This is a genomic window from Amycolatopsis ruanii (assembly GCF_003385175.1).
GTDB classification, from domain to species: Bacteria; Actinomycetota; Actinomycetes; order Mycobacteriales; family Pseudonocardiaceae; genus Amycolatopsis_E; species Amycolatopsis_E thermalba.
Genome location: NZ_PQHY01000097.1, coordinates 1 through 22,374 on the forward strand (window position 1 = coordinate 1; position 22,374 = coordinate 22,374).

Sequence of the window (22,374 nt, forward strand, 5' to 3'; positions counted from 1 at the left end):
TCTTCCGCCGCTGCACCCAGTTCCGCAACGTCTGTGCCTCATCAACGGACAAGGCCAACTCAGGCAGCTTCGGATTCGGCATGCCGCACCCTACAGCTGAACTCGAATTAACGACTCAGGACACTAGGAGCAGGCGCGCAGGTCGCTGGAGTTGAGCTGCACCTCGGGCCAGCCACGCAGCTGGCTGACCGAGGTGTAGCGCCGCGTGCAGCCCAGCGCGCTGCCGTCCAGGGCGAACACCCGCGCCAGCACCGGCGAGCTCTGCACGACCACGACCTCCGGCGCGGTGTCCCCGGTGACGTCGTCCAGCCGCACGACCCCGCCGCTGGAGTAGTAGGGCTTGTCGACCGAGCGCCACGTGCCGGCGCGGCCGACGAGCAGCTGGGCGATCGCGGCGCCCTCCTGCCGCGCGTGCACCAGGCACGCCGACACCGCGCCGCTCACGCAGGACAGCGAGTTCGCGTCGAGCCGTCCGCCCAGCTCGGTCACCGTCAGCTCGAGCACGTTGGCGCCGGCCTGGAACCGCCCGTTCCCGCCCTGGGCGTCGGCGAGCAGCTCGACCGGCTTGCCATCGACACTCGCCCGCGCCACCACCTGGCACGGCCCCTCACCGCAATCCGCGCCCGCGGTCACCGCGTTGCTCCCGGCGCCGGCCGGCGCCTGCGCGCTCGTCCCGTCCTCGCGCAGCAACCGCACGGTGACCAGGGCGGACAACGCGACGACGGCGGCCACCACCGCGGTCACAACCACCGACCGAGGCGCGCGTCCCCTGCCCACGTGCCCACCCCTTTCCCCTTCAGGGTAAGCGTGAGCCGGGTCTCACCGCAGCACGACTACGCCGCCGTAAACTCCGGGAAAGGCCCGCGGAAGCGCCGCGCGACGCTCCGGGGGGATTGCGTGAAGGACCAGATGGAGGTAAGGGCGTGCCCGAGCAGGCCAGCGCGACCCAGGGCGGACCGGTGACGAAGATCCTCGTCGCCAACCGGGGTGAAATCGCGGTCCGCGTCATCAGAGCGGCCAAGGACGCCGGGCTCGCGAGTGTCGCGGTGTACGCCGAGCCCGACCGGGACGCGCCGCACGTCCAGCTCGCCGACGAGGCGTTCGCCCTCGGCGGCACCACGGCGGCGGAGAGCTACCTGGTCATCGACAAGCTGATCGACGTCGCCAAGCGGTCCGGCGCCGACTCCGTCCACCCCGGCTACGGCTTCCTCTCCGAGAACGCCGATTTCGCGCAGGCGGTCATCGACGCGGGCCTGACCTGGATCGGGCCGAGCCCGCAGGCGATCCGCGACCTCGGTGACAAGGTCACCGCGCGGCACATCGCGCTCAAGGCCGGTGCTCCCCTGGTCCCGGGCACCAAGGACCCCGTGTCGAACGCCGAGGAGATCATCGCCTTCGCCGACGAGCACGGCCTGCCCGTCGCGATCAAGGCGGCGTTCGGTGGTGGCGGCCGCGGCCTGAAGGTCGCCCGCACCAAGGAGGAGATCCCGGAGCTGTTCGAGTCGGCCACCCGCGAGGCGGTCATCCCGTTCGGCCGGGGTGAGTGCTTCGTCGAGCGCTACCTGGACAAGCCGCGTCACGTCGAGGCCCAGGTCCTGGCCGACCTGCACGGCAACGTCGTGGTCGTCGGCACCCGCGACTGCTCGCTGCAGCGCCGCCACCAGAAGCTGGTCGAGGAGGCGCCCGCGCCGTTCCTGACCGACGAGCAGCGCCGCACGATCCACGAGTCGGCCAAGGCGATCTGCAAGGAGGCCGGCTACTCCGGCGCCGGCACGGTCGAGTACCTGGTGGGCCTGGACGGGACGATCTCGTTCCTGGAGGTCAACACCCGCCTGCAGGTCGAGCACCCGGTGACGGAGGAGACCGCGGGCGTGGACCTGGTGCGCGAGATGTTCCGCATCGCCCAGGGCGAGAAGCTGCGGTTCACCGAGGACCCGACGCCGCGCGGCCACTCCATCGAGTTCCGCATCAACGGTGAGGACGCCGGGCGCAACTTCCTGCCCGCGCCGGGCACCGTCACCAAGGTGGTCTTCCCCGAGGGCCCGGGCGTGCGCGTCGACTCCGGCGTGGTCGACGGCAGTGTCATCGGCGGGCAGTTCGACTCGATGCTGGCGAAGGTGATCGTCACCGGCACCGACCGGCAGAACGCGCTGGAGCGCAGCCGCCGCGCGCTGGACGAGATGATCGTCGAGGGCATGGCGACGGTCCTGCCGTTCCACCGCGTCATCGTGCGCGACCCGGCGTTCGTCGGCGACGAAGACGGCTTCTCCGTGCACACCCGCTGGATCGAGACCGAGTTCGACAACCAGATCGAGCCGTTCACCGCGGCCGCCGAGGCCGAGGACGAGGCCGAGCCGCGTCAGACGGTGGTCGTCGAGGTCGGCGGCCGTCGCCTGGAGGTCTCGCTGCCCGGCGACCTCGCGCTCGCCGGCGGCGGCGGCAAGGGCAACGGCGGCGGCGCGAAGGCCAAGCCGCGCAAGCGGGGCGGCGGCACGAAGACCACGGCCAGCGGGGACACCGTGGCCGCGCCGATGCAGGGCACGATCGTCAAGATCGCGGTCGAGGACGGCCAGCAGGTCGAGGCGGGCGATCTGCTCGTCGTGCTCGAGGCGATGAAGATGGAGAACCCGGTCACCGCACACAAGTCGGGCACCGTGACCGGACTTTCCGTCGAGGTCGGCGCCGCGGTCACGCAAGGCGCTTCCCTGCTCGAAATCAAGGACTAACCTGACGGGGTGACCGAGGTTCCCTCGCCCGATCTGCGCATCGGCGACAACGACCGGGAGTCCGCGCTGAAGGCTCTCGGTGAGCACCTGAGCGCCGGGCGCCTGGACCTCGACGAGTACGGCGACCGTTCGGCGAAGGTCACCGCCGCGCGCACGCGGCGGGACCTCGCCGAGCTGTTCGCCGACCTGCCGGAGCCGCATCCGGTGTTCGAGAAGCCGGCGGGGGCGGTCGAGAAGAAGCCGGACCGGACGCCGCGGCAGTGGTCGGACCGACCGTTGCCGCAGCGCGTGGCGGCCGCCGCGGTGCCGTTCCTGTGGGTGGCGGCGATCGTGCTGGCCTTCGCCACGTCGACCTGGTGGTGGATCGCCATGCCGTTCGTGTTCACCGCGGCCGCCAGCAACTTCTGGGGTTCGGACTGGGAGAAGCACCGGCACGGCAACCACGGCCGGCGGGACCGGCGGCGGTGAGCGACCAGCCGGAGCTGCGGCTGTCCGACGCCGAGCGCACGGAGGCCATGGACGCCCTGTCCGAGCACGTCCGCACCGGGCGGCTGGACATCGACGAGTTCGGGCTGCGCTCGGCGAAGGTCGCGGCCGCGCGGACCCGGTCCGATCTGGCGCCGCTGTTCGCCGACCTGCCCGAGCCCCGGCCGCGGGTGCTCGACCGGCCGGTGCCGTCCCGGACGCCGGTGCGGAAGGCCGGTCTCGGGCTCCTGCCGCTGCTCCTGATCGCGGCGGTGGCGGTGTTCGTGCTGACCCGTGGGATGTGGCTGGTCTTCCTGGTCCCGGTCGCGGTCGCGGTGGCCATGACCTGGCGGCGGCGCTGATGGATCCGGTGGAGATCAACGCGGGCCGGTACCGCCTGCGGCAGCTGCGGGCCGGCGACCTGCCGGCGCTGGCGGCGGCCGGGGTGACCGCGCCGAGCCGGTACGCGGCGCGGCGGGCCCGCGAGTGGGCGCGGAACGAGAGCTATTCGTGGGTGATCGCGGAGCCGGCGACCGGCGTGTTGCTGGGTGAGGTCGTGCTGGGCACCGACGGCACGATCGAGGTCTGGACCTCTCCCGCGGACGGGTTCGCCGAGCGGGCGGCCGTGGACGCGGTGGCCCGGTTCGCGGCGCGGGCGCTGGGGCTGGCCGCCCGCCGTCCGTAGGGCGATGTGGCCCAGTCCTCTTGTGCTGGCTGACACAATTCCTCGCGCGCCGCGGGGTGTTGTGGTGATCTGGTTTCAGATTCCGATTCAGCGCTGAACGGGGGGAACGTGGGCGAGTCCAGCGTCTTTCTGACCCGCATCCTCGACGTGCTGTTAGGTGGCGGCGACCAGATCGCATTCGCCCATCGTGGCCGGTCGATGACGTATCGGGAGACCTTCGACACATTACGGCGGCTGCATGCGACACTGAAATCCGAGGGGATTGTCCCCGGGCAGCTGGTCGCAATTACCGGTGGAAACACGCCGGAAACAATTCTCCTGCAGTTCGCTTCCCAGTTACTCGGCGCTCGGGTGGTGCATGTGGACGAAGAGCGCACCGATTTGCTGGAGCTGCTCGAGGTCGACCACGTGCTGACCACGGAGGGCCCGCTGGTGACGTCGCGCGTCGCGCGCGCCGCCCGCCGGGACGAGGACGCCGCACTGCCGCGCTCGATCGAGACCATGTTTTCCGGTGACGGCACGAACCTGGTCTGCTACCGGGACGTGTACGAGGAGATGGCCCGCACGACGCGGCCGAACCCCGCCGGGCCGCAGCAGGTGCTGTTGATAGCGCCCCTGTCGCACCCGATCGGCAACCGCCTGACGTGCAAGGCGCTGCTCGCCGGGGACACGGTGGTACTCCACGAACGCGCGACGGGCACCGGAAGCTTCGCGGCAGCCAACCTGGCCGGCGAGGCCTGACCCGCCAGGACGATCACGCCGCCGGGGCGGCCTTCAGCAGCAGCCCCGGCCCGCCAGCCCACCCGACGACTCACCCCACCGGCGCCGCCAGCCGCGCCCAAGCCTCCGGCACGCTCGACCACCACTCGCCCAGCAGCAGCCCCGGCCCGCCAGCCTGCCCGGCGGCTCACCCCACCGGCGCCGCCAGCCGCGCCCAAGCCTCCGGCACGCTCGACCACCACTCGCCCAGCAGCAGCCCCGGCCCGCCAGCCTGCCCGGCGGCTCACCCCACCGGCGCCGCCAGCCGCGCCCAAGCCTCCGGCACGCTCGACCACCACTCGCCCAGCAGCAGCCCCGGCCCGCCAGCCTGCCCGGCGGCTCACCCCACCGGCGCCGCCAGCCGCGCCCGAGCCTCCGGCACGCTCGACCACCACTCGCCCAGCAGCAGCCCCGGCCCGGCAGCCTGCCCGGCGGCTCACCCCACCGGCGCCGCCAGCCGCGCCCGGGCCTCCGGCGCGCTCGATCGCCGCTCGTCGGCTGCCTCGTCGCTCGGCTGCGTCTGCGAGTCCCGCTCCGCCGCCACCCGCGCGGTGTACACCTCGACCTCGTGGCGGACCGTCTCCTCGGACCAGCCCAGGACGTCCGCCACCATCCGCGCCACAGCCTCGGCGCAGTCCACCCCGCGGTGCGGGTACTCGATGGAGATGCGGGTGCGCCGCGCGAGGACGTCCTCCAGGTGCAGCGCGCCCTCGTGGCTCGCCGCGTACACGGCCTCGACCCCGAGGTAGTCCGGCGCGTGCTCGATGGGGCGCAGCAGCTCCGGCTTGCCCTCGCCGAGCGCGAGGACCTCGTGCACGAGCGAGCCGTACCGGTCGAGCAGGTGCCGGACCCGGTACGGGTGCAGGCCGTGCTGCGCGGCGAGGTGGTCGGCCTGGTTGACCAGCGCGTGGTAGCCGTCGGCGCCGAGCAGCGGCACCTTGTCGGTGATGGACGGCTGCAGGCGCCCGGGCAGGTCGGGCGCGGCGGCGTCGACCGCGTCGGCGGCCATCACGCGGTAAGTCGTGTACTTGCCGCCCGCGATCGCGACCAGCCCCGGCGCGCCGCGCGCCACCGCGTGCTCGCGTGACAGCTTCGACGTCTCCTCGCTCTCGCCGGCCAGCAGCGGGCGCAGCCCGGCGTAGACGCCTTCGATGTCGTCGTGCGTCAGCGGGGTCGCGAGCACCGAGTTGACGTGCTCGAGGATGTAGTCGATGTCGTTCTTCGTGGCCGCGGGGTGGGCGAGGTCGAGGTTCCAGTCGGTGTCGGTGGTGCCGACGATCCAGTGGTTGCGCCAGGGGATCACGAACAGCACGGACTTCTCGGTGCGCAGGATCAGCCCGGACTCCGACACGATCCGGTCGCGCGGCACCACGATGTGCACGCCCTTGCTGGACCGCACCCGGAACCGGCCGCGGCTGCCGGACAGGCGCTGCAGCTCGTCGGTCCACACGCCGGTGCAGTTGATGACCGCGTTGGCGTGCACCTCGGTCTCGCGCCCGTCCTCGACGTCGCGCACGCGCACGCCGGACACGCGGTCGGCCTCGCGCAGGAACCCGACGACCTGGGTGCTGGTCCGCACCACCGCGCCGTAGTGCGCCGCCGTGCGGGCGACGGTCATCGTGTGGCGGGCGTCGTCGGCCTGCGAGTCGTAGTACCGGATTCCCCCGATCAGGGCATCGCGTTTGAGCGCGGGGACCAGTCGCAGCGCGCCCGCCCGGGTGAGGTGCTTCTGCCCCGGCACCGACCGCGCGCCGCCCATCGTGTCGTACAGGAACAGCCCGGCCGCGGTGTACGGCCGCTCCCAGAGGCGGTGCTGCAGCGGGTACAGGAAGCTGACCGGCTTCACCAGGTGGGGCGCGATGCGGGTGAGCATCAGCTCGCGCTCGCGCAGGGCCTCCCGGACGAGACCGAACTCCAGCTGTTCGAGGTACCGCAGGCCGCCGTGGAAGAGCTTGCTGGACCGGCTCGACGTGCCGGACGCCAGGTCACGCGCCTCGACCAGAGCGACCCGGAGGCCACGGGTGGCCGCGTCGAGCGCGGTGCCCGCGCCGACCACCCCGCCGCCGATCACCACGAGGTCGAACGTCTCCTCACCGAGCCGCCGCCAGGTCTCCTCCCTCGCCTCCGGCCCCAGCTTCGCCTCAGTCACTCCGGTTCCTTCCCTCGCGGACACGGGCTCACCACACCAGCATGGCACGGGATCCGGCACCCGCGCGGCTTTAGGACAGGTGTCCCGACATCCAGGAATTCCCGCGGTGGGGGTTGGACTGGTGGTCACCCAGGGTTAGGTTCAGTCGTCGTGGGTCGGCGATGTGGCCGGTGTGCACTGTGTCCGACCCTTGGGGACGTTGGGAAGGGGCAGGATGAGTGCACTGGGAATATTCATCTGGGAGCTGCTCGGTACCGGAACCCTGATTCTGCTGGGTACCGGCGTGGTCGCGAACGTGGTGCTCCGCAAGAACCTCGGCAACAACGCGGGCTTCCTGTTCGTCACTTTCGGCTGGGCCTTCGGTGTGTTCACCGGCGCCAGCATCGCCGCGCCGAGTGGTGCGCACCTGAACCCGGCGGTGACGCTGGGCCTGGCCATCGCGGGCAAGACCCCGTGGGAGGACGTGCCGATCTACGTGGCAGGCCAGATGGTCGGCGCGATCATCGGCGCCGTGCTCTGCTGGGCGACCTACAAACTGCAGTTCGACGACCACCCCGAGCCGGAGAACACGCTCGGGGTCTTCTCCACCGGCCCGCAGATCCGCAGCTACGGCTGGAACCTGGTCACCGAGATCATCGGCACGTTCGTGCTCGTCGCGTGGATCCTGCTCAGCCCGACGGCGACGGCGGGCGAGGCCGGCGTGCCGGAGTTCGGCAACTCGGCTCTGGGGTACGCCGGGGTGTCGTTCGTGGTGCTGGTGATCGGTATTTCCCTCGGCGGGCCGACGGGGTACGCGATCAACCCGGCGCGCGACCTCGGTCCGCGCATCGCGTATGCGCTCCTCCTGCCGATCCGCGGCAAGCGGGACGGCGACTGGGGTTATTCGTGGGTTCCCGTGGTGGGACCGCTCGCGGGCGGCGCCCTCGCCGCGTTGCTGTACCTGGCCGTGCACAACCTGACCTGATTGGGAGATCAGCATGACGTCTTATGTGGCCGCCATCGACCAGGGCACGACGTCCACCCGGGCGATGATCTTCGACCATTCCGGCCGCGTGGTCGCGGTCGACCAGCGGGAGCACGAGCAGATCTTCCCGCAGGCCGGGTGGGTCGAGCACAACGCCGAGGAGATCTGGGAGAACACGCGCGCGGTGACCGCGGGCGCGCTCGCCAAGGCCGACCTGCAGGCCGGGGACATCGCCGCGGTCGGCATCACGAACCAGCGCGAGACCGCGCTGGTGTGGGACCGGAAGACGGGCAAGCCGGTCTACAACGCCATCGTCTGGCAGGACACCCGCACCGACCGGATCGTCGACCAGCTGGGCGAGCTCGGCGGCGGGCAGGAGCGGTACCGCCCGAAGACGGGCCTGCCGCTGGCCACGTACTTCTCGGGGCCGAAGGTCAAGTGGATCCTGGACAACGTGGAGGGTGCGCGGGAACGCGCCGAGGCCGGCGATCTGGTGTTCGGCAACATGGACACCTGGACCGTGTGGAACATGACCGGCGGCCCGGACGGCGGGGTGCACATCACCGACCCGACGAACGCGTCGCGCACCCTGCTGATGGACCTGGACACGCTCAGCTGGGACGCCGAGATCGCGGCTGACATGGGCATCCCGATGTCGATGCTGCCGGAGATCCGCTCGTCGTCCGAGGAGTACGGCAAGGTACGGCCGCGCGGGGTGCTGTCCGGCGTGCCGATCGCCGGGATCCTCGGCGACCAGCAGGCGGCGACGTTCGGGCAGGCGTGCCTGTCCCCCGGCGAGGCGAAGAACACCTACGGCACCGGCAATTTCGTGCTGCTGAACACCGGCACGGAAAAGGTGATGTCGGAGAACGGCCTCCTCACGACGGTCTGTTACAAGATCGGGTCGAACGAGACGGTCTACGCGCTGGAGGGTTCCATCGCGGTGACCGGTTCGCTGGTGCAGTGGCTGCGCGACAACCTCGGGATCATCAGCAACGCCGCGGAGATCGAGCAGCTGGCCCGCACGGTCGAGGACAACGGCGGGGCGTACTTCGTGCCGGCGTTTTCGGGTCTGTTCGCTCCGTACTGGCGGTCGGACGCGCGGGGCGTGATCGCCGGGTTGACGCGGTACGTGAACAAGGGGCACATCGCGCGGGCGGTGCTGGAGGCGACGGCGTTCCAGACGCGCGAGGTGATCGAGGCGATGAACGCCGATTCGGGTGTGCCGCTGAAGTCGCTGAAGGTCGACGGCGGGATGGTCGTGAACGAGCTGCTGATGCAGTTCCAGGCGGACATCCTGGACGTCCCGGTGATCCGCCCGGTGGTCGCCGAGACGACGGCACTCGGCGCGGCGTACGCGGCCGGCCTGGCCGTGGGTTTCTGGGCCAGTGAGGACGACATCCGCAACAACTGGGCCCAGGACAAGGAATGGACCCCGTCGATGGACGCCCAGCACCGCGAGGCGCAGTACCGCAACTGGAAGAAGGCGGTGACGAAGACCTTCGACTGGGTGGAGTGACGTGTGGGCGCGCTTTCCCCGTGCCGGGTTCCGGTGCGGGGAGAGCGGGCTCAGGCGAGAACGGCGAACACGATGACGTTGTCGCGGTAACTGCGCGCCGCGCGGTCGAAAACCCCGCCGCACGTGATGAGCCGCAGCTCCGGCCCGGCCGTGTCGCCGTACACCGCGGCGGTCGGGAAGTCCGTCTTCGGCACCCGTTCCACCCGGGTCACCGCGAACCCGGATCGGGAACCGTCCACACGGGACACCGAAATCCGGTCGCCGGGCGCGAGTTCGTGCAAGCGGGAGAAGATCCCCTGCGGCCGGTTGCCGTCGACGTGCCCGAGGATCACGGCCGGCCCGCGCTCCCCCGGCGCCGGGCCGAGCGAGTACCAGCCGGCCTGCCGCGGCGACGTCACCGGCGGCACCTCCACGGTCCCGTCCTCGTTGAGCCCCAACGGAATCAGGCTCGACCGGGCCCCGATCGCCGGGATTTCCACGGCAGCGGGCACGGAAGCCGTGGGCGCCTGCTCCGGCGCGGCGGCACAACCGCTCAGCAGGAGCAGGCCCAGCGCCACGGCGAGCGCCGCGCGGATCACGGTGCCAGCGACCCGTCACCGGTCTGCGGCGCGCCCTGCGGCACGACCCGCGTCTGGCCCTGGCTCGACGCCGGCGCCTTCTTCGTCTGCCCTGAGCCCGGCGCCGGCGAGGAATCCCGGTCGAGCACGGTGAAGTACACGGTCACCGGATCCCCACCGCAGTGGAACGACACCGGATAGGAGCCTTCCGGCACATCCCGGATCACCGTTTCGGCGAACAACGCCCACGGCTGGTGACCCTCCGGGTTCGCCTCGAGCGGCTGGGTCACCCGCAAGGCGCGAGTGGTGAGTGGACTGGCCTGGTCGTCGCACGCGGCGGCGACCGAGACCTTCTCGCCGGGGTGCCCGCTGTAGGCGGACAGCTTCAGCCACACCGGCAGCGGTTCCGGCGAGGTGGGTTCGGTGGTGGTGGTCTGCGCGAACGCCGGCGTGGCGGCGACCAGGGTCGCGAGCAGGGCGGCGGCGATGGCGGTTGTTCTCATGGTGGCCTCACGGCGGTAGAGCTGATGGCCTTGTAGGCGCGCCGCCCGGTGCCGGGGTTGGCTCCCGACACCCAACCGTGACGTCAGTCCAGGTCGTCGTGCCGCATCAGCTGCCGCGCGGCCTCGGTGATGGAGCCGGACAGCGACGGGTACACCGCGAACGTGAGCGCCAGGTGGTCGACCGTCAGCTGGTTCTGCACCGCCAGCGCGATCGGCAGGATCAGCTCGCTCGCCGTCGGCGCCACGACCACGCCGCCGACGATCACCCCGGTCGCCGGGCGGCAGAACAGCTTCACGAAACCGCGGCGCAGACCCTCCATCTTGGCCCGCGCGTTGGTCGCCAGCGGCAGCATGATCGTGCGGGCCGGGACCGCGCCGGAGTCGATCGCGCTCTGGCTGATGCCGACGGTCGCGATCTCCGGGTGGGTGAACACGTTCGCGGCGACCGTCTTCAGCTTGATCGGCGCGACGCCCTCGCCGAGCGCGTGCCACATCGCGATCCGGCCCTGCATGCTGGCCACCGACGCGAGCATCAGCACCCCGGTGCAGTCGCCCGCCGCGTAGATGCCGGGAACGCTCGTGCGGGACACGCGGTCCACCGTGATGAACCCACCGGGACCCGGCTCGATGCCGACCTTCTCCAGCCCGATGTCCTTGGTGTTGGGCACCGAGCCGACGGTCATCAGCGCGTGGGTGCCCTCGATGACCCGACCGTCCTGCAGGTGGACCTCGACGCCCTTCTCGGTGCGCTCGACCCGCTCGGCGCGCGCGTGCTTGACGACGGTGTTGCCGCGCTGGGCGAACACCTCCTCCAGCACGGCGGCGGCGTCGGCGTCCTCGTGCGGCAGGACACGGTCGCGGCTGGACACCAGGGTGACCTTGACGCCCATCTCGGTGTAAGCGGAGGCGAACTCGGCGCCGGTGACGCCGGACCCGACCACGACCAGGTGCTCGGGCAGCTCGGGCAGGTCGTAGAGCTGGCGCCAGTCGAGGATGCGCTCGCCGTCGGGCACCGCACCGGGCAGCACGCGCGGGGTGGCGCCGGTGGCGATCAGGACGACGTCGGCGTCGAGCACGTCGACGTCGCCGGTGGCCTTCGTGACGCGGACCTTGTGCGTGGCCAGGCCGGGCTCGTCGTCGTCGAACCGGCCCTCGCCGGTGAGGACTTTCACACCTTCGCGCTGCACGCGGGCGCGGATGTCGGCGGACTGGGCCAGCGCGAGGCCCTTCACCCGGCCGTGCACCGTGCGCAGGTCGACGCTGGTGTCGGCCATGTCGGTGATGATCCCCAGCTCACCGAGGCCGTGCATGTTCGCGAGGGCCCCCGAGGAGGCGATGAACGTCTTCGACGGGACGCAGTCGTAGAGCACGCACGCGCCGCCGAGCCCGTCCTTCTCGACGATCGTGACGTCGGCGCCGTGCTGTGCCGCCACCAGCGCCGCCTCGTAGCCCGCCGGTCCGCCGCCCATGATCACGATCCTGGTCACGTCGTCTCCTCCTCCTCACGCGCACGTCATCCACAACCTTAGGCCGCGACACCCGGAGTACGTCCGGTCGGGTGAGCGACGGGCGGCTAGGCTGTGCGCGTGCCGTTGTATGCCGCCTACGGGTCCAACATGGATCCGAATCAGATGATGGAGCGGGCGCCGCATTCGCCCATGGCCGGCACCGGCTGGCTGGAGGGCTGGCGGCTGACCTTCGGGGGCGAGGACCTCGGCTGGGAAGGCGCGCTGGCGACCATCGTCGAAGACCCGGGCTCCCGGGTCTTCGTGGTGCTGTACGACGTGACACCGCTGGACGAGGCCCGGCTGGACAGCTGGGAAGGCGGTGAGCTGGGCATGCACAACAAGATCCGGCTCCGCGTGCAGACGATGGACGGCTCCGCGCTGGCCTGGTTGTACGTGCTGGACGCCTACGAGGGCGGCCTGCCGTCGGCCCGGTACCTCGGCGTGCTGGCCGACGCCGACGGGCCGGCCGGCGCGCCCACGGACTACGTGGACGACCTGCGCACCCGCCCCTGCCGCGGAATCACCTCCTGACCCCCTCCGCGAGTCCCACACTCACGCCCGCGAGTCCCACACTCACGCCCGCGAGTCCCACACTCACGTCCGCGAGTCCCACGTTCACGTCCGCGAGTTCCACATTCACACCGTCACGTGGCTAGCCCGCGAACCCGGAAGGCCGCCCGCACCGCCTCGATCACCCGTGCCGGTGCCGCCAGGTCGTCCGCGGAAGCCCGGATCACCGTCCAGCCCCGCCGTCGCAGGTCTTCGTCCCTTGCCGCATCCCGGTCCCGCCTGTTCTCGTGCGCCGCGTAGCCGTCGTACTCGACGGCCACACGCAGCTCAGGCCACGCGAAGTCCAGCCGGTACAGCTCGCGCCCGGCGAGATCGGTGATCGAGTGCTGCTGCACGGGCACCGGCAGTCCGCCGTCGACCAGCGCGAGCAGCATCCAGCTCTCCATCGGCGACTCCGCCATCCCGGTCGCCAATTGGAGCACCGCGAGCCCCTGCCTCCGCCCCCGCGGATCAGGACGGGCGAGGATCCGCTCCTCGATCCTGGTCCGGAAGTCGTCCCGGAGGTCCTCGGCGAGCATCCCCAGCGCCTCGTCGGCGGTAGCCAGCGCAATCCGACGCGTGGCCCGGCACATCACTTCGGCCAGCGCCAGTTCCGGCGCTTGCACCCGGAGCCCGTCGAACTCGTGCACGTCGCTCTGGTCAAGGCGCCCCTGATGAACCTTCACTCCCGGGCGCGGCCGGATTTTGCGGTGGTACGGCACGATGATGTGCACCGGGGCCGGATCCGGCACCGAACAGCCGAGCACGAGGAGCGCACTCGGTCCGCTCAACACCGCCTCGGGCCCGGCCATCAGCACCGCTGCCGCGGCTCTCGTCGTGAATTCGGTCGCGCGCCGGGCATCGACCAGCACGCCTCGCGACACCGCGACGAGTTGCCCGGCTGCGACGGCCTTTCGGATCTCGCCCGGCCCGACGATCTTGTTCAGTTCGGCACGGTGGTAGGCACCATGCAAGCTCTTCGGTAACGACGCCATGTGTCGACCATGTCGCAGAAAGTACCGAAGTAGCGGCAACTCACAAGATCTGTGGATAACTTCCGCGCCTGTGGATAACTCGAACGCAGAACTCACGCGCACGAATGCAGAACTCGTGCGCGTGAGCGTGGGACTCGCGGACGGGAGCGTGGGACTCGCGGGCTGCTCAGGCCAGGGCGGCCAGGGCGGTGTGGACCAGGACGCGCACGCCGACGTGCAGCGCGCGCTCGTCCAGTTCGAAGGTGGGGCGGTGCAGGTCGCGCTGGTCGCCCTCGCCGGACCACACCCCGAGGCGGCAGAAGGCGCCCGGCACGTGCTCCAGGTACCAGGCGAAGTCCTCGCCGCCCGACGACTGTTCCGTACCGGTCACCGCATCGTCGCCGAGGGCGGCTTCGATCCCGGCGCGCAGCAGCGACGTGCTGTCCACGTCGCCGACGACCGGCGGCACCCCGCGGCGGTAGTCCAGCTCGAAGCCGACCCCGTAGGGCGTGAGCAGCGACTCCACCGACGACGCGACGAGCGGCTCCAGCGACTTCCACACCTCGTGGTCCGCCGTCCGCAGCGTGCCGCGCAGCACGCCCTCCTCGGGCACCGCGTTGGCGGCCTGCCCGGCGTGCACCGCGCCCCACACCAGCACGGTGCCGGACCGCGGGTCGACGCGCCGGGACAGCAGCGACGGCAGCGAGGTGATCGCGACGCCGAGCGCGTGCACCAGGTCCGCGGTCAGGTGCGGCCGGGACGTGTGCCCGCCGGGCGAGGTCAGCCGCAGCTCGATGAGGTCGGCCGCCGAGGTCAGCGCGCCGACCCGGGTGCCGATCTTGCCCACCTGGAGCCGCGGGTCGCAGTGCAGGCCGAAGATCCGGTCGACGCCGTCGAGGCCGCCGGCGGTGATCACGTCGAGCGCGCCGCCGGGCATGACCTCCTCGGCGGGCTGGAAGATCAGCCGCACGCGGCCGGGCAGCTCGGGCGCCGACGCCAGCGCCTTCGCCACGCCGAGCAGGATCGCGGTGTGCGCGTCGTGCCCGCAGGCGTGCGCGGCGCCCTCCACCGTCGACGAGTAGGGCAGGCCGGTCGCCTCGGTGAGCGGCAGCGCGTCGATGTCGGCCCGCAGGGCGACGCAGCGGTCACCCGATCCGACGTCGCACACCACGCCGGTGCCGCCGGGCAGGATCTCCGGGGTCAGCCCGGCCGAGCGCAGGATGTCGGTGATCAGTTCGGTGGTCGCGAACTCGTGGCGCGCCAGCTCGGGGTGGGCGTGGATGTGACGGCGCCAGGCGACCAGGTCGGTACCGCCGCGCGCGAGCCACTCGTCCAGCCAGAAGGGGCCCCGGCCCGCACCGAGATCGGTCACGGGAGCCATGCTGACGCCGTCCGCCGTGATCAGCGCGTCCGACGCCTCGAACGAGGTAGGGCGACCACCGTGATCGCCGGGCACCTCCGGGCGGGAGTCCAGCACGGTCACGCCGCACCTCCATACACACCGAGAACTACGTAACCCATTTGACGCAATCCTGCACCATGCAAGGAGCAATCTTCGAACCGGATCTCACTCTGGGCGACGGCCGGTAGTGGATCTGCGGCGAGCGGCACTACGGAATACGGCGTAACCGAATACGCCGCGCACGGGTCAGCTGGAGGCCTTGCGCTTCTTCCGCCGCACGCTCCGTCCCCAGAGGACGATCCCGGCGAGCACCGCGGCGAGCACCCCGACGACGATCTTGCTCTTGGTCTTCTCCTGGTTGGCCTTGCTGTTGTCGTCGGGGTTGATCCGCGGCCCCGGATCGGTGGTCTGCTGCGCCACCACGTCGGCGGCGGTGACGTGCACGGACACCGGGGCGGCGAGCGCGGGCGCCGCGGGCACGGCGAAGGTGACCATCGTCGTCAGCATCAGACCCGCCAGCACGGCACGCACCTTGACCATGGAGCCCAGTGTGCCGGTTCGGTTACCCATCAACAAGGAAGACACTCACAGGGAGAACGCGTCCAGGATCCGCTGCGCGGCGAGCGTCGCGGTGAGCCGGCCCTCGCGGACGTCCTCCTCGACCCCGGGCACCAGCGCTTTCACGCCCGGGTGCTCGGCGAGGCGGGCCTGCAGCTGCTCGCGCACCATCGCCCACGTCCAGTCGACCTGCTGCTGCTTGCGCTTGCGGTCCAGCTCGCCGGACGCCTGGAGGGTCTCGCGGTGGCGTTCGATCTGCTGCCACACGGTGTCCAGGCCGATGTCGTTGAGCCCGCTGCAGGTCAGCACCGGCGGTGTCCAGGCGGCGTCCGGGCCGTAGATCATCCGCAGCGCGCCGGCCAGCTCCCGCGCGGCGCGCTTGGCGTCGCGCTCGTGCTCGCCGTCGGCCTTGTTCACCGCGATCACGTCGGCCAGCTCCAGCACGCCCTTCTTGATGCCCTGCAGCTGGTCGCCGGTGCGGGCCAGCGTCAGGAACAGGAAGCAGTCGACCATGTTGGCCACGGTCACCTCGGACTGCCCGACGCCGACGGTCTCGACCAGCACGACGTCGTACCCGGCGGCCTCCATCAGCACGATCGTCTCGCGGGTGGCGCGGGCGACGCCGCCGAGCGTGCCGGAGGTCGGGGACGGCCGGATGAACGCGGCCGGATCGTTGGCCAGCCGCGCCATGCGGGTCTTGTCGCCGAGGATGCTGCCGCCGGTCCGGGTCGACGAGGGGTCGACGGCCAGCACCGCGACCCGGTGACCGGTCTCGGTCAGGTCGGTGCCGAGCTGGTCGATGAAGGTCGACTTGCCGACCCCGGGCACGCCGGTGATCCCGACCCGCCGCGCGCCACCGGCGTGCGGCAGCAGCTCGACCAGCAGCTCCTGGGCGAGCTGCCGGTGGTCCGGCCGCTGGGACTCGACCAGCGTGATCGCCCGGGACAGGGTGCCGCGGTCGCCCGCGAGCACGCCCTTGGCGTAGGCACCGACGTCGATCTTGCGCGGCAAGGGCTCAGGACTCCCGCTGCTCGAGCTGGTCGAGCAGGTCCAGCGCGGCGTCCGCGATGACCGTGCCCGGTCCGAAGATCGCCGACGCCCCGGCGGCGCGCAGCTCGTCGTAGTCCTGCGGCGGGATGACGCCACCGCACACGATCATGATGTCCTCGCGCCCGAGCTGGGCCAGCTCCTCGCGCAGCGCGGGCACCAGCGACAGGTGGCCGGCGGCCAGCGAGGACACGCCGACGACGTGCACGTCCGCCTCGATCGCCTGGCGCGCGACCTCGGCCGGAGTGGAGAACAGCGGCCCCACGTCGACGTCGAAGCCGAGGTCGGCGAACGCGGTGGCGATCACCTTCTGCCCGCGGTCGTGCCCGTCCTGGCCCATCTTGGCGACCAGGATGCGCGGACGGCGCCCCTCGGTCTCGGCGAACGCTTCGACCCGCGCGCGTGCCTTCTCCACGTTCCCGGATTTCCCGACCTCGTCGCGGTACACGCCGGAGATCGTACGAATCTGCCCGGAGTGGCGCCCCCACACCTTCTCCAGCGCGTCGGAGATCTCCCCGACGGTCGCCTTGGCGCGGGCCGCGTCGACAGCGAGCTCCAGCAGGTTGCCCTCGCCCTCCGCGGCAGCGGTGAGCCGCCGCAGCGCGTCCTGCGTGGCGTCCTCGTCGCGCTCCTCGCGCAGCCGCCGCAGCTTCTCCAGCTGCTGGGCGCGCACCCCGGCGTTGTCCACCTTGAGCACGTCGATCTGCTGGTCGTCGACCACCTGGTACTTGTTCACGCCGATGACCGGCTGGCGGCCGGAGTCGATCCGCGCCTGGGTGCGGGCCGCGGCCTCCTCGATGCGCAGCTTCGGGATGCCGGCGTCGATCGCGCGGGCCATGCCGCCCGCCGACTCGACCTCGCTGATGTGGCCCCACGCCTTGCGCGCGAGGTCGTAGGTCAGCTTCTCGACGAACGCGCTGCCGCCCCACGGGTCGATCACGCGCGTGGTGCCGGACTCCTGCTGCAGCAGCAGCTGGGTGTTGCGGGCGATGCGCGCGGAGAAGTCGGTGGGCAGGGCCAGCGCCTCGTCGAGGGCGTTGGTGTGCAGCGACTGGGTGTGGCCCTGGGTGGCGGCCATCGCCTCGACGCAGGTGCGGATGACGTTGTTGAACACGTCCTGCGCGGTCAGCGACCAGCCGGAGGTCTGCGAATGCGTGCGCAGCGAGAGCGATTTCTCGGACTTCGGCCCGAACTGCTTCACGAGCTTGGCCCACAGCAGCCGGGCCGCCCGCATCTTGGCGACCTCCATGAAGAAGTTCATGCCGATCGCCCAGAAGAAGGACAGGCGCGGCGCGAACTTGTCGACCTCCAGGCCCGCGTCCAGCCCGGCGCGGATGTACTCGACGCCGTCGGCGAGCGTGTAGGCCAGCTCCAGGTCGGCGGTCGCCCCGGCCTCCTGCATGTGGTAGCCGGAGATGGAGATCGAGTTGAACCGCGGCATCCGCTGCGAGGTGTAGGCGAAGATGTCGGAGATGATCCGCATCGACGGCTGCGGCGGGTAGATGTAGGTGTTGCGGACCATGAACTCCTTGAGGATGTCGTTCTGGATGGTCCCGGCCAGCTGTTCCGGCTGAACGCCCTGCTCCTCGGCCGCCACGATGTAGAGCGCCATGACGGGCAGCACCGCGCCGTTCATGGTCATCGACACGCTCATCTTGTCCAGCGGGATGCCGTCGAAGAGCTGGCGCATGTCGTAGATCGAGTCGATCGCCACGCCCGCCATGCCGACGTCACCGGCCACCCGCGGGTGGTCGGAGTCGTAACCGCGGTGGGTGGCCAGGTCGAACGCGACCGACAGGCCCTTCTGCCCGGCCGCGAGGTTGCGCCGGTAGAAGGCGTTGGACTCGGCGGCGGTGGAGAACCCGGCGTACTGGCGGATGGTCCACGGCTGGTTGACGTACATCGTCGGGTACGGGCCGCGCAGGAACGGCGCGATGCCCGGGTAGGTGCGCAGGAAGTCCAGGCCCGCGGTGTCCTCGGCGGTGTAGAGCGGTTTGATGCCGATGCCCTCGGGGGTCTCCCAGGTCAGCGCGTCGGCGCCCTTGCCGGTGCTCGAGTGCAGCGCTTCAGCCCAGCCGGTCTGGCTGCCCGGGTCGGGGATGCCGAGTTCGACGTCGGTGAAGTCGGGGATGGCCATCACTTCACTCCCAGCGTGTCGAGGATGCTGGTCAACGCGGCGAGCGCGTCGCAGCCGGCGTGGACGTAGGAGTCGACGTCCGGGTACTCCGGTTTCCCGGCCAGCACCACGCGAACCGCGCCGGCCTCCTTGAGCTTCCGCGCGGTCTCCGCGGCGTGCTCGGCGTAGAGCTTGTCGGTGCCGCACAGGCAGGCGACCTTGGCGCCGCTCTCCCGGAACGCGGCCACGACGTCCCCGGCCGCGCCCGGGTTGAGCGGTTCGATGCCGCCGGCCTGGAGGAGGTTGGCCGCGAAGGTCGCGCGGGCGGTGTGGGCGGCGACCGGGCCGAGCGTGGCGAGGAAGACCTTCGGCCGCTCACCGGTTTCGGCGAGGTGCGCGTCGGAGCGGTCCCGCAGCTCCTCGTAGGCCTGGGCGTACCGCACGCGCGGCAGCCCGCCTTCGTCCACAACGGACGGTGCCGGGGTGCGTTCGACCGGTTTTTCGTGCAGGTCCGGGAACTCGCTGACGCCGGTGATCGGGTCCGTGCGGGTGGCCAGCCGCTTCTGCCGCGCCTGCCAGGTCTCGTCCAGCCGCGCAGCGAGTGCGCCGGAGTCCAGCACCGCCTCGATGCCGCCCTGGCGTTCGATCTCGGTGAACTCGCGCCAGGCCGCGTTGGCCAGCGCGTCGGTGAGGTTCTCGACGTACCAGGAGCCGCCCGCCGGGTCGATCACGCCGGACAGCTTGGACTCCTCGATCAGGATCGACTGGGTGTTGCGGGCGATCCGGCGGGAGAACGCGTCGGGCAGCCCGATCGCGAAGTCGAACGGCAACACGGTGACGGCGTCCGCCCCACCGACTCCGGCGGCGAAGCAGGCGAGGGTGGTGCGCAGCATGTTCACCCACGGGTCGCGGCGGGTGAACATCGCGGGCGAGGTGACCGCGTGCTGGCGCATCCCGCGCCCGCCGGTCGCGCCGGACACCTCGCACACCCGCGCCCACAGGCGGCGGGCGGCGCGCAGCTTGGCGATGGTGAGGAACTGGTCGGCGGTCGCGGCGAAGCGGAACTCCAGCTGGTCGGCGGCCGCGTCCACGCTCAGCCCGGCGTCGGTGAGGGCGCGCAGGTAGGCCACCCCGGCGGCGATGGCGGCGCCGAGTTCCTGCGAGTCGGAGCCGCCTGCCTCGTGGTAGGGCAGCGCGTTGACCACCAGCGTGCGCAGCTTCGGGTGCTTGGCGGACAGACGCGCGGCGAGCGCGGCGGCGGGCGCGATGTCGTGCGGGCGGCCGGTGCGGGCACGCAGCGCGATCGGGTCGGCGCCGAGGGTGCCGGCGACCTCGCTGTCCGGGACGTTCTTCTCGGCGAGCAGCCCAAGCAGGGCCTCGGCGGCGGCCTCGTAGTCGGCGCCGGGGTCGAGGACGATCGGCGCGAGGTCGAGGTAGACCTCGTTGAGCGCGTCGGCGAGGGCGTCCAGTGGCAGTGCGTCACCACCGACGCGCAGCCACACCGAGGTGGCGCCGTTCTCCAGGTCGGCGAGGATGGCCTTGTTGGTCTCGGCCGCGTCGGCGCCGCCGTGCAGCACACGCACGTCCCAGCCGGTGCCGACGGTGCTGTTGGTGCCCTCGGCGACCGCGCCCCGCACGTACGGGGGCAGGCCCGGGAAGCCGGACGGCGGCGCCGCGTCGTCGGCGGTGTAGAGCGGCTGGATCTCGATGCCGTCGTAGGTCTTGCTGGTCAGGAGGCTTTCCGGGGCGCCGTCGAAGGACTCCGGCAGCACTCCGCTCTTGGTCAGCACCCCCGCGACGAGGCGTTGCCAGTCCTCCCGCCGCGGCGTCCCGAACTCGGCGGCGAGGGCCAGCTCGTCCGGCGAATCCGGGGTGGGCGCCGTTGTCCCAGCCTGAGTCATACGTCTGATGGTAGGGGGCGGGCAAGGGGCACGATTGTGACTCTGCTCGCGGGCTGGCAGCGCCCGCGGTCACCGAGCGCGCATCCGCAACAATGGTGCCGTGGCGAGTTCGAGCGAGGAGACCAGGGTGGTGGCCGGGCGGTACCGGTTGCGCTCCGTGCTGGGCTCCGGCTCGATGGGCACGGTGTGGTCGGCCTACGACGAATTCCTGCACCGGCCGGTCGCGGTGAAGGAGATCCTGCTGCCGCCCGGGGTCACCGCGGGCCAGGCCGACGAGCTGCGCGAGCGGACGCTGCGTGAGGCCAGGGCCATCGCCGTGCTGTCTCACCCGAACGTGATCACCCTGCACGACGTCGCACGTCAGGACGGCGAGCCGTTCGTCGTGATGGAGCTGCTGCCCTCGCACAGCCTGGCCGAGCTGATCCGCGACCACGGTCCGCTGTCGGTCGAGCAGGCCGCCGCGGTGGGCGACGCGGTGGCCGCGGCGCTGGGGGCCGCACACAACGCGGGTATCACGCACCGTGACGTGAAGCCGGGGAACGTGCTGGTCGCCGAGGACGGGCGGATCAAGCTCACCGACTTCGGCATCGCCCGCAACGTGTCCGACGCGTCGATGACCCGCACCGGCATGACGCTGGGTTCGCCGGCGTACATCGCCCCGGAGGTGGCTTCCGGCAAAGCGGTGACTCCGGCCGCCGACCTGTGGGGGCTGGGCGCGACGCTGTTCTGCGCGGTGGAGGGCCACCCGCCCTACGACGCGGACGGCGACCCGCTGGAGACGATCGGGAAGGTCGTCAAGGGCGAGGTGCCGCGGCCGTCGCCGGGGCCGCTCGCGCCGTTGATCACCGCGTTGATGGCGAAGGAGCCGCGGGACCGCTTGCCGCTGGCGCAGGTGCGGCGGCGGCTGTACCCGATCCTGGAGAAGGCGCCACGGGTCCTGTTCGGACCGGAGATGTTCGCGGCGGCGAGCGGTCAGCGCGAGGAGGCCACCGACACGCGGGAGATCTCGGCTCGCCCCGCGGTGGACGACGGCCCGGCGGAGACGAGCGGTGAGCTGGCGGCCGACCCCGGTCCCCTGCCGTTCGGGCCGTCCCGCCCCGAGGCGAGCGGTGAGCTGGCCGCCGATCCCGGGCCGCTGCCGTTCGGCCGGCCCGCCGACACGCTCGCCGCGCCCCGCCCGGCCGTCGGCACGCTGGTCACCCCCGCCCCGGTGGGCCGCAGCACGGCGGCGACGGTGGTGCTGGTCGCGGCGTCGATCGTGTTGTTCCTGGCCGCCGCGTTCGGCGGTTTCGTGGCGGCGCGGGTGATCGGTGCGCAGCCGGTGGCGCCCCCGTCGCGGGAGGACACGTCCGGGCTGTCCGCCCCGCAGCCGACGGTGTTCGAGCGCCGGACGGGCGAGGCGTCGAGCGTGAAGGGCGTCCAGGACGGCACGTTCACGGTCGACGTGCCGTCCGGCTGGACGCGGTTCACGAGTTCCCAGGCGGGGGACGATCTGCCGCTGTCGACGCTGGTGCAGTTCGTCTCGGCGGACGGTTCGCAGATGCTGGCGGTGAACCACTTCCCGAAGTACTTCCCCGGCAACGACATCGACGATTACGTCAAGGCGCTGGAGAAGAGCCGCTCGAGCGGGGAGTTCCGGATGGTCAGCCAGGCGAAGCTGGCCGAGCAGGACGGCCGGACGATGATGTACCGGACGATCGACCGTGCCCCGGCCGGTTCGGTCAGCCGCACGACGTACGCGAAGGTCTTCAAGCAGGGAACGAGCCTCTGGGCGGTGAGCGTGACGGTACCGACGGAGCAGGAAGGCACCGCGAAGACGGCGCTCTACGACCGGATCCTGCCGACTTTTCAGGTGACGGGTTAGAACGCACAGCGCCCAACCGCCACCCGGCAACGCAAGCGGCCCGGCACTCGACTGACCGCGCGGCAGCCCTGCACAACCCCGCCTGGCAACGCAGCAGGACCGACTACCCCAACCAGACCTCCCCCGCC

Annotated in this window: 20 protein-coding genes; 9 read left to right on the forward strand and 11 right to left on the reverse strand. The window is 71.5% G+C overall.

From position 1 onward, the window contains the following. Window positions 1–123: 123 nt before the first annotated feature. Window positions 124–744 carry a hypothetical protein gene (locus D0D28_RS31835; protein ID WP_116114778.1) on the reverse strand — a complete coding sequence of 207 codons (621 nt, stop codon included), beginning with the start codon at window positions 742–744 and terminating at the stop codon, window positions 124–126. A gap of 179 nt (window positions 745–923) precedes the next feature. Between D0D28_RS31835 and D0D28_RS31840 the strand changes: the two genes are divergently transcribed. The 5 genes from D0D28_RS31840 to D0D28_RS31860 all read left to right on the forward strand — a co-directional run bounded on the left by D0D28_RS31840 (window position 924) and on the right by D0D28_RS31860 (window position 4,617). After that, window positions 924–2,726, forward strand: coding sequence for an acetyl/propionyl/methylcrotonyl-CoA carboxylase subunit alpha (locus D0D28_RS31840; protein WP_116114780.1), 1,803 nt, complete (start codon window positions 924–926; stop codon window positions 2,724–2,726). A 9-nt stretch (window positions 2,727–2,735) separates the two neighbouring features. Next, on the forward strand, window positions 2,736–3,194 hold the full coding sequence (locus D0D28_RS31845) for a DUF1707 SHOCT-like domain-containing protein (protein WP_116114783.1): 459 nt from the start codon (window positions 2,736–2,738) through the stop codon (window positions 3,192–3,194). Then, window positions 3,191–3,553 carry a DUF1707 SHOCT-like domain-containing protein gene (locus tag D0D28_RS31850; RefSeq protein WP_205413415.1) on the forward strand — a complete coding sequence of 121 codons (363 nt, stop codon included), beginning with the start codon at window positions 3,191–3,193 and terminating at the stop codon, window positions 3,551–3,553. Before D0D28_RS31845 ends, D0D28_RS31850 begins: the two co-directional genes overlap by 4 nt. Continuing rightward, window positions 3,553–3,876, forward strand: coding sequence for a hypothetical protein (locus tag D0D28_RS31855; RefSeq protein ID WP_094008910.1), 324 nt, complete (start codon window positions 3,553–3,555; stop codon window positions 3,874–3,876). Before D0D28_RS31850 ends, D0D28_RS31855 begins: the two co-directional genes overlap by 1 nt. Window positions 3,877–3,984: 108 nt before the next feature. Further along, entirely contained in the window at window positions 3,985–4,617 is a 633-nt protein-coding gene (locus D0D28_RS31860; RefSeq protein WP_205413416.1) for an AMP-binding protein, read from the forward strand. 454 nt (window positions 4,618–5,071) lie between these two features. Here D0D28_RS31860 and D0D28_RS31865 read toward each other — a convergent pair whose 3' ends face one another. Next, entirely contained in the window at window positions 5,072–6,784 is a 1,713-nt protein-coding gene (locus D0D28_RS31865) for a glycerol-3-phosphate dehydrogenase/oxidase (RefSeq protein ID WP_116114785.1), read from the reverse strand. Window positions 6,785–6,998: 214 nt separating this feature from the next. Here D0D28_RS31865 and D0D28_RS31870 point away from each other — a divergent pair, with 214 nt between their 5' ends. Both D0D28_RS31870 and glpK read left to right on the forward strand, forming a co-directional pair. Beyond that, the gene (locus tag D0D28_RS31870; RefSeq protein WP_116114787.1) at window positions 6,999–7,748 is read left to right on the forward strand and encodes an MIP/aquaporin family protein; all 750 of its coding nucleotides are present in this window, start codon (window positions 6,999–7,001) and stop codon (window positions 7,746–7,748) included. A 13-nt stretch (window positions 7,749–7,761) separates the two neighbouring features. After that, window positions 7,762–9,267, forward strand: a complete 1,506-nt coding sequence (gene glpK, locus D0D28_RS31875) for a glycerol kinase GlpK (protein ID WP_116114789.1) — start codon at window positions 7,762–7,764, stop codon at window positions 9,265–9,267. A 50-nt stretch (window positions 9,268–9,317) separates the two neighbouring features. Here the strand turns inward: glpK and D0D28_RS31880 are convergent, their stop codons facing one another. The 3 genes from D0D28_RS31880 to D0D28_RS31890 form a co-directional block, all read right to left on the reverse strand. Then, window positions 9,318–9,845: a class F sortase gene (locus D0D28_RS31880; protein WP_116114791.1), complete on the reverse strand. Its 528-nt coding sequence runs from the start codon at window positions 9,843–9,845 to the stop codon at window positions 9,318–9,320. Continuing rightward, window positions 9,842–10,327 (reverse strand): hypothetical protein, encoded by a 486-nt coding sequence (locus D0D28_RS31885; protein ID WP_116114793.1) that lies wholly within the window; start codon window positions 10,325–10,327, stop codon window positions 9,842–9,844. The genes D0D28_RS31880 and D0D28_RS31885 overlap by 4 nt, the downstream gene beginning before the upstream one ends. A gap of 83 nt (window positions 10,328–10,410) precedes the next feature. Continuing rightward, window positions 10,411–11,814, reverse strand: coding sequence for an NAD(P)H-quinone dehydrogenase (locus tag D0D28_RS31890; protein ID WP_094008916.1), 1,404 nt, complete (start codon window positions 11,812–11,814; stop codon window positions 10,411–10,413). Between the two features lie 99 nt (window positions 11,815–11,913). Here D0D28_RS31890 and D0D28_RS31895 point away from each other — a divergent pair, with 99 nt between their 5' ends. After that, window positions 11,914–12,366 carry a gamma-glutamylcyclotransferase gene (locus D0D28_RS31895; protein ID WP_162831255.1) on the forward strand — a complete coding sequence of 151 codons (453 nt, stop codon included), beginning with the start codon at window positions 11,914–11,916 and terminating at the stop codon, window positions 12,364–12,366. A 113-nt stretch (window positions 12,367–12,479) separates the two neighbouring features. Here the strand turns inward: D0D28_RS31895 and D0D28_RS31900 are convergent, their stop codons facing one another. The 6 genes from D0D28_RS31900 to D0D28_RS31925 form a co-directional block, all read right to left on the reverse strand. Next, window positions 12,480–13,379 carry a DUF559 domain-containing protein gene (locus D0D28_RS31900; protein ID WP_205413417.1) on the reverse strand — a complete coding sequence of 300 codons (900 nt, stop codon included), beginning with the start codon at window positions 13,377–13,379 and terminating at the stop codon, window positions 12,480–12,482. A 166-nt stretch (window positions 13,380–13,545) separates the two neighbouring features. Next, on the reverse strand, window positions 13,546–14,841 hold the full coding sequence (locus D0D28_RS31905; protein WP_094008917.1) for a M20 family metallopeptidase: 1,296 nt from the start codon (window positions 14,839–14,841) through the stop codon (window positions 13,546–13,548). A 165-nt stretch (window positions 14,842–15,006) separates the two neighbouring features. Then, window positions 15,007–15,300 carry a hypothetical protein gene (locus D0D28_RS31910; RefSeq protein WP_094008918.1) on the reverse strand — a complete coding sequence of 98 codons (294 nt, stop codon included), beginning with the start codon at window positions 15,298–15,300 and terminating at the stop codon, window positions 15,007–15,009. A 45-nt stretch (window positions 15,301–15,345) separates the two neighbouring features. Beyond that, entirely contained in the window at window positions 15,346–16,329 is a 984-nt protein-coding gene (gene meaB, locus D0D28_RS31915) for a methylmalonyl Co-A mutase-associated GTPase MeaB (protein ID WP_116114795.1), read from the reverse strand. 4 nt (window positions 16,330–16,333) lie between these two features. Further along, entirely contained in the window at window positions 16,334–18,502 is a 2,169-nt protein-coding gene (scpA, locus tag D0D28_RS31920; RefSeq protein WP_116114797.1) for a methylmalonyl-CoA mutase, read from the reverse strand. Next, window positions 18,502–20,382 carry a methylmalonyl-CoA mutase family protein gene (locus D0D28_RS31925; protein ID WP_116114799.1) on the reverse strand — a complete coding sequence of 627 codons (1,881 nt, stop codon included), beginning with the start codon at window positions 20,380–20,382 and terminating at the stop codon, window positions 18,502–18,504. The genes scpA and D0D28_RS31925 overlap by 1 nt, the downstream gene beginning before the upstream one ends. Window positions 20,383–20,509: 127 nt before the next feature. On the opposite strand from D0D28_RS31925, the gene D0D28_RS31930 reads away from it, so the two are divergent. Next, window positions 20,510–22,246 (forward strand): serine/threonine-protein kinase, encoded by a 1,737-nt coding sequence (locus D0D28_RS31930; RefSeq protein WP_094008922.1) that lies wholly within the window; start codon window positions 20,510–20,512, stop codon window positions 22,244–22,246. Window positions 22,247–22,374 lie beyond the last annotated feature (128 nt).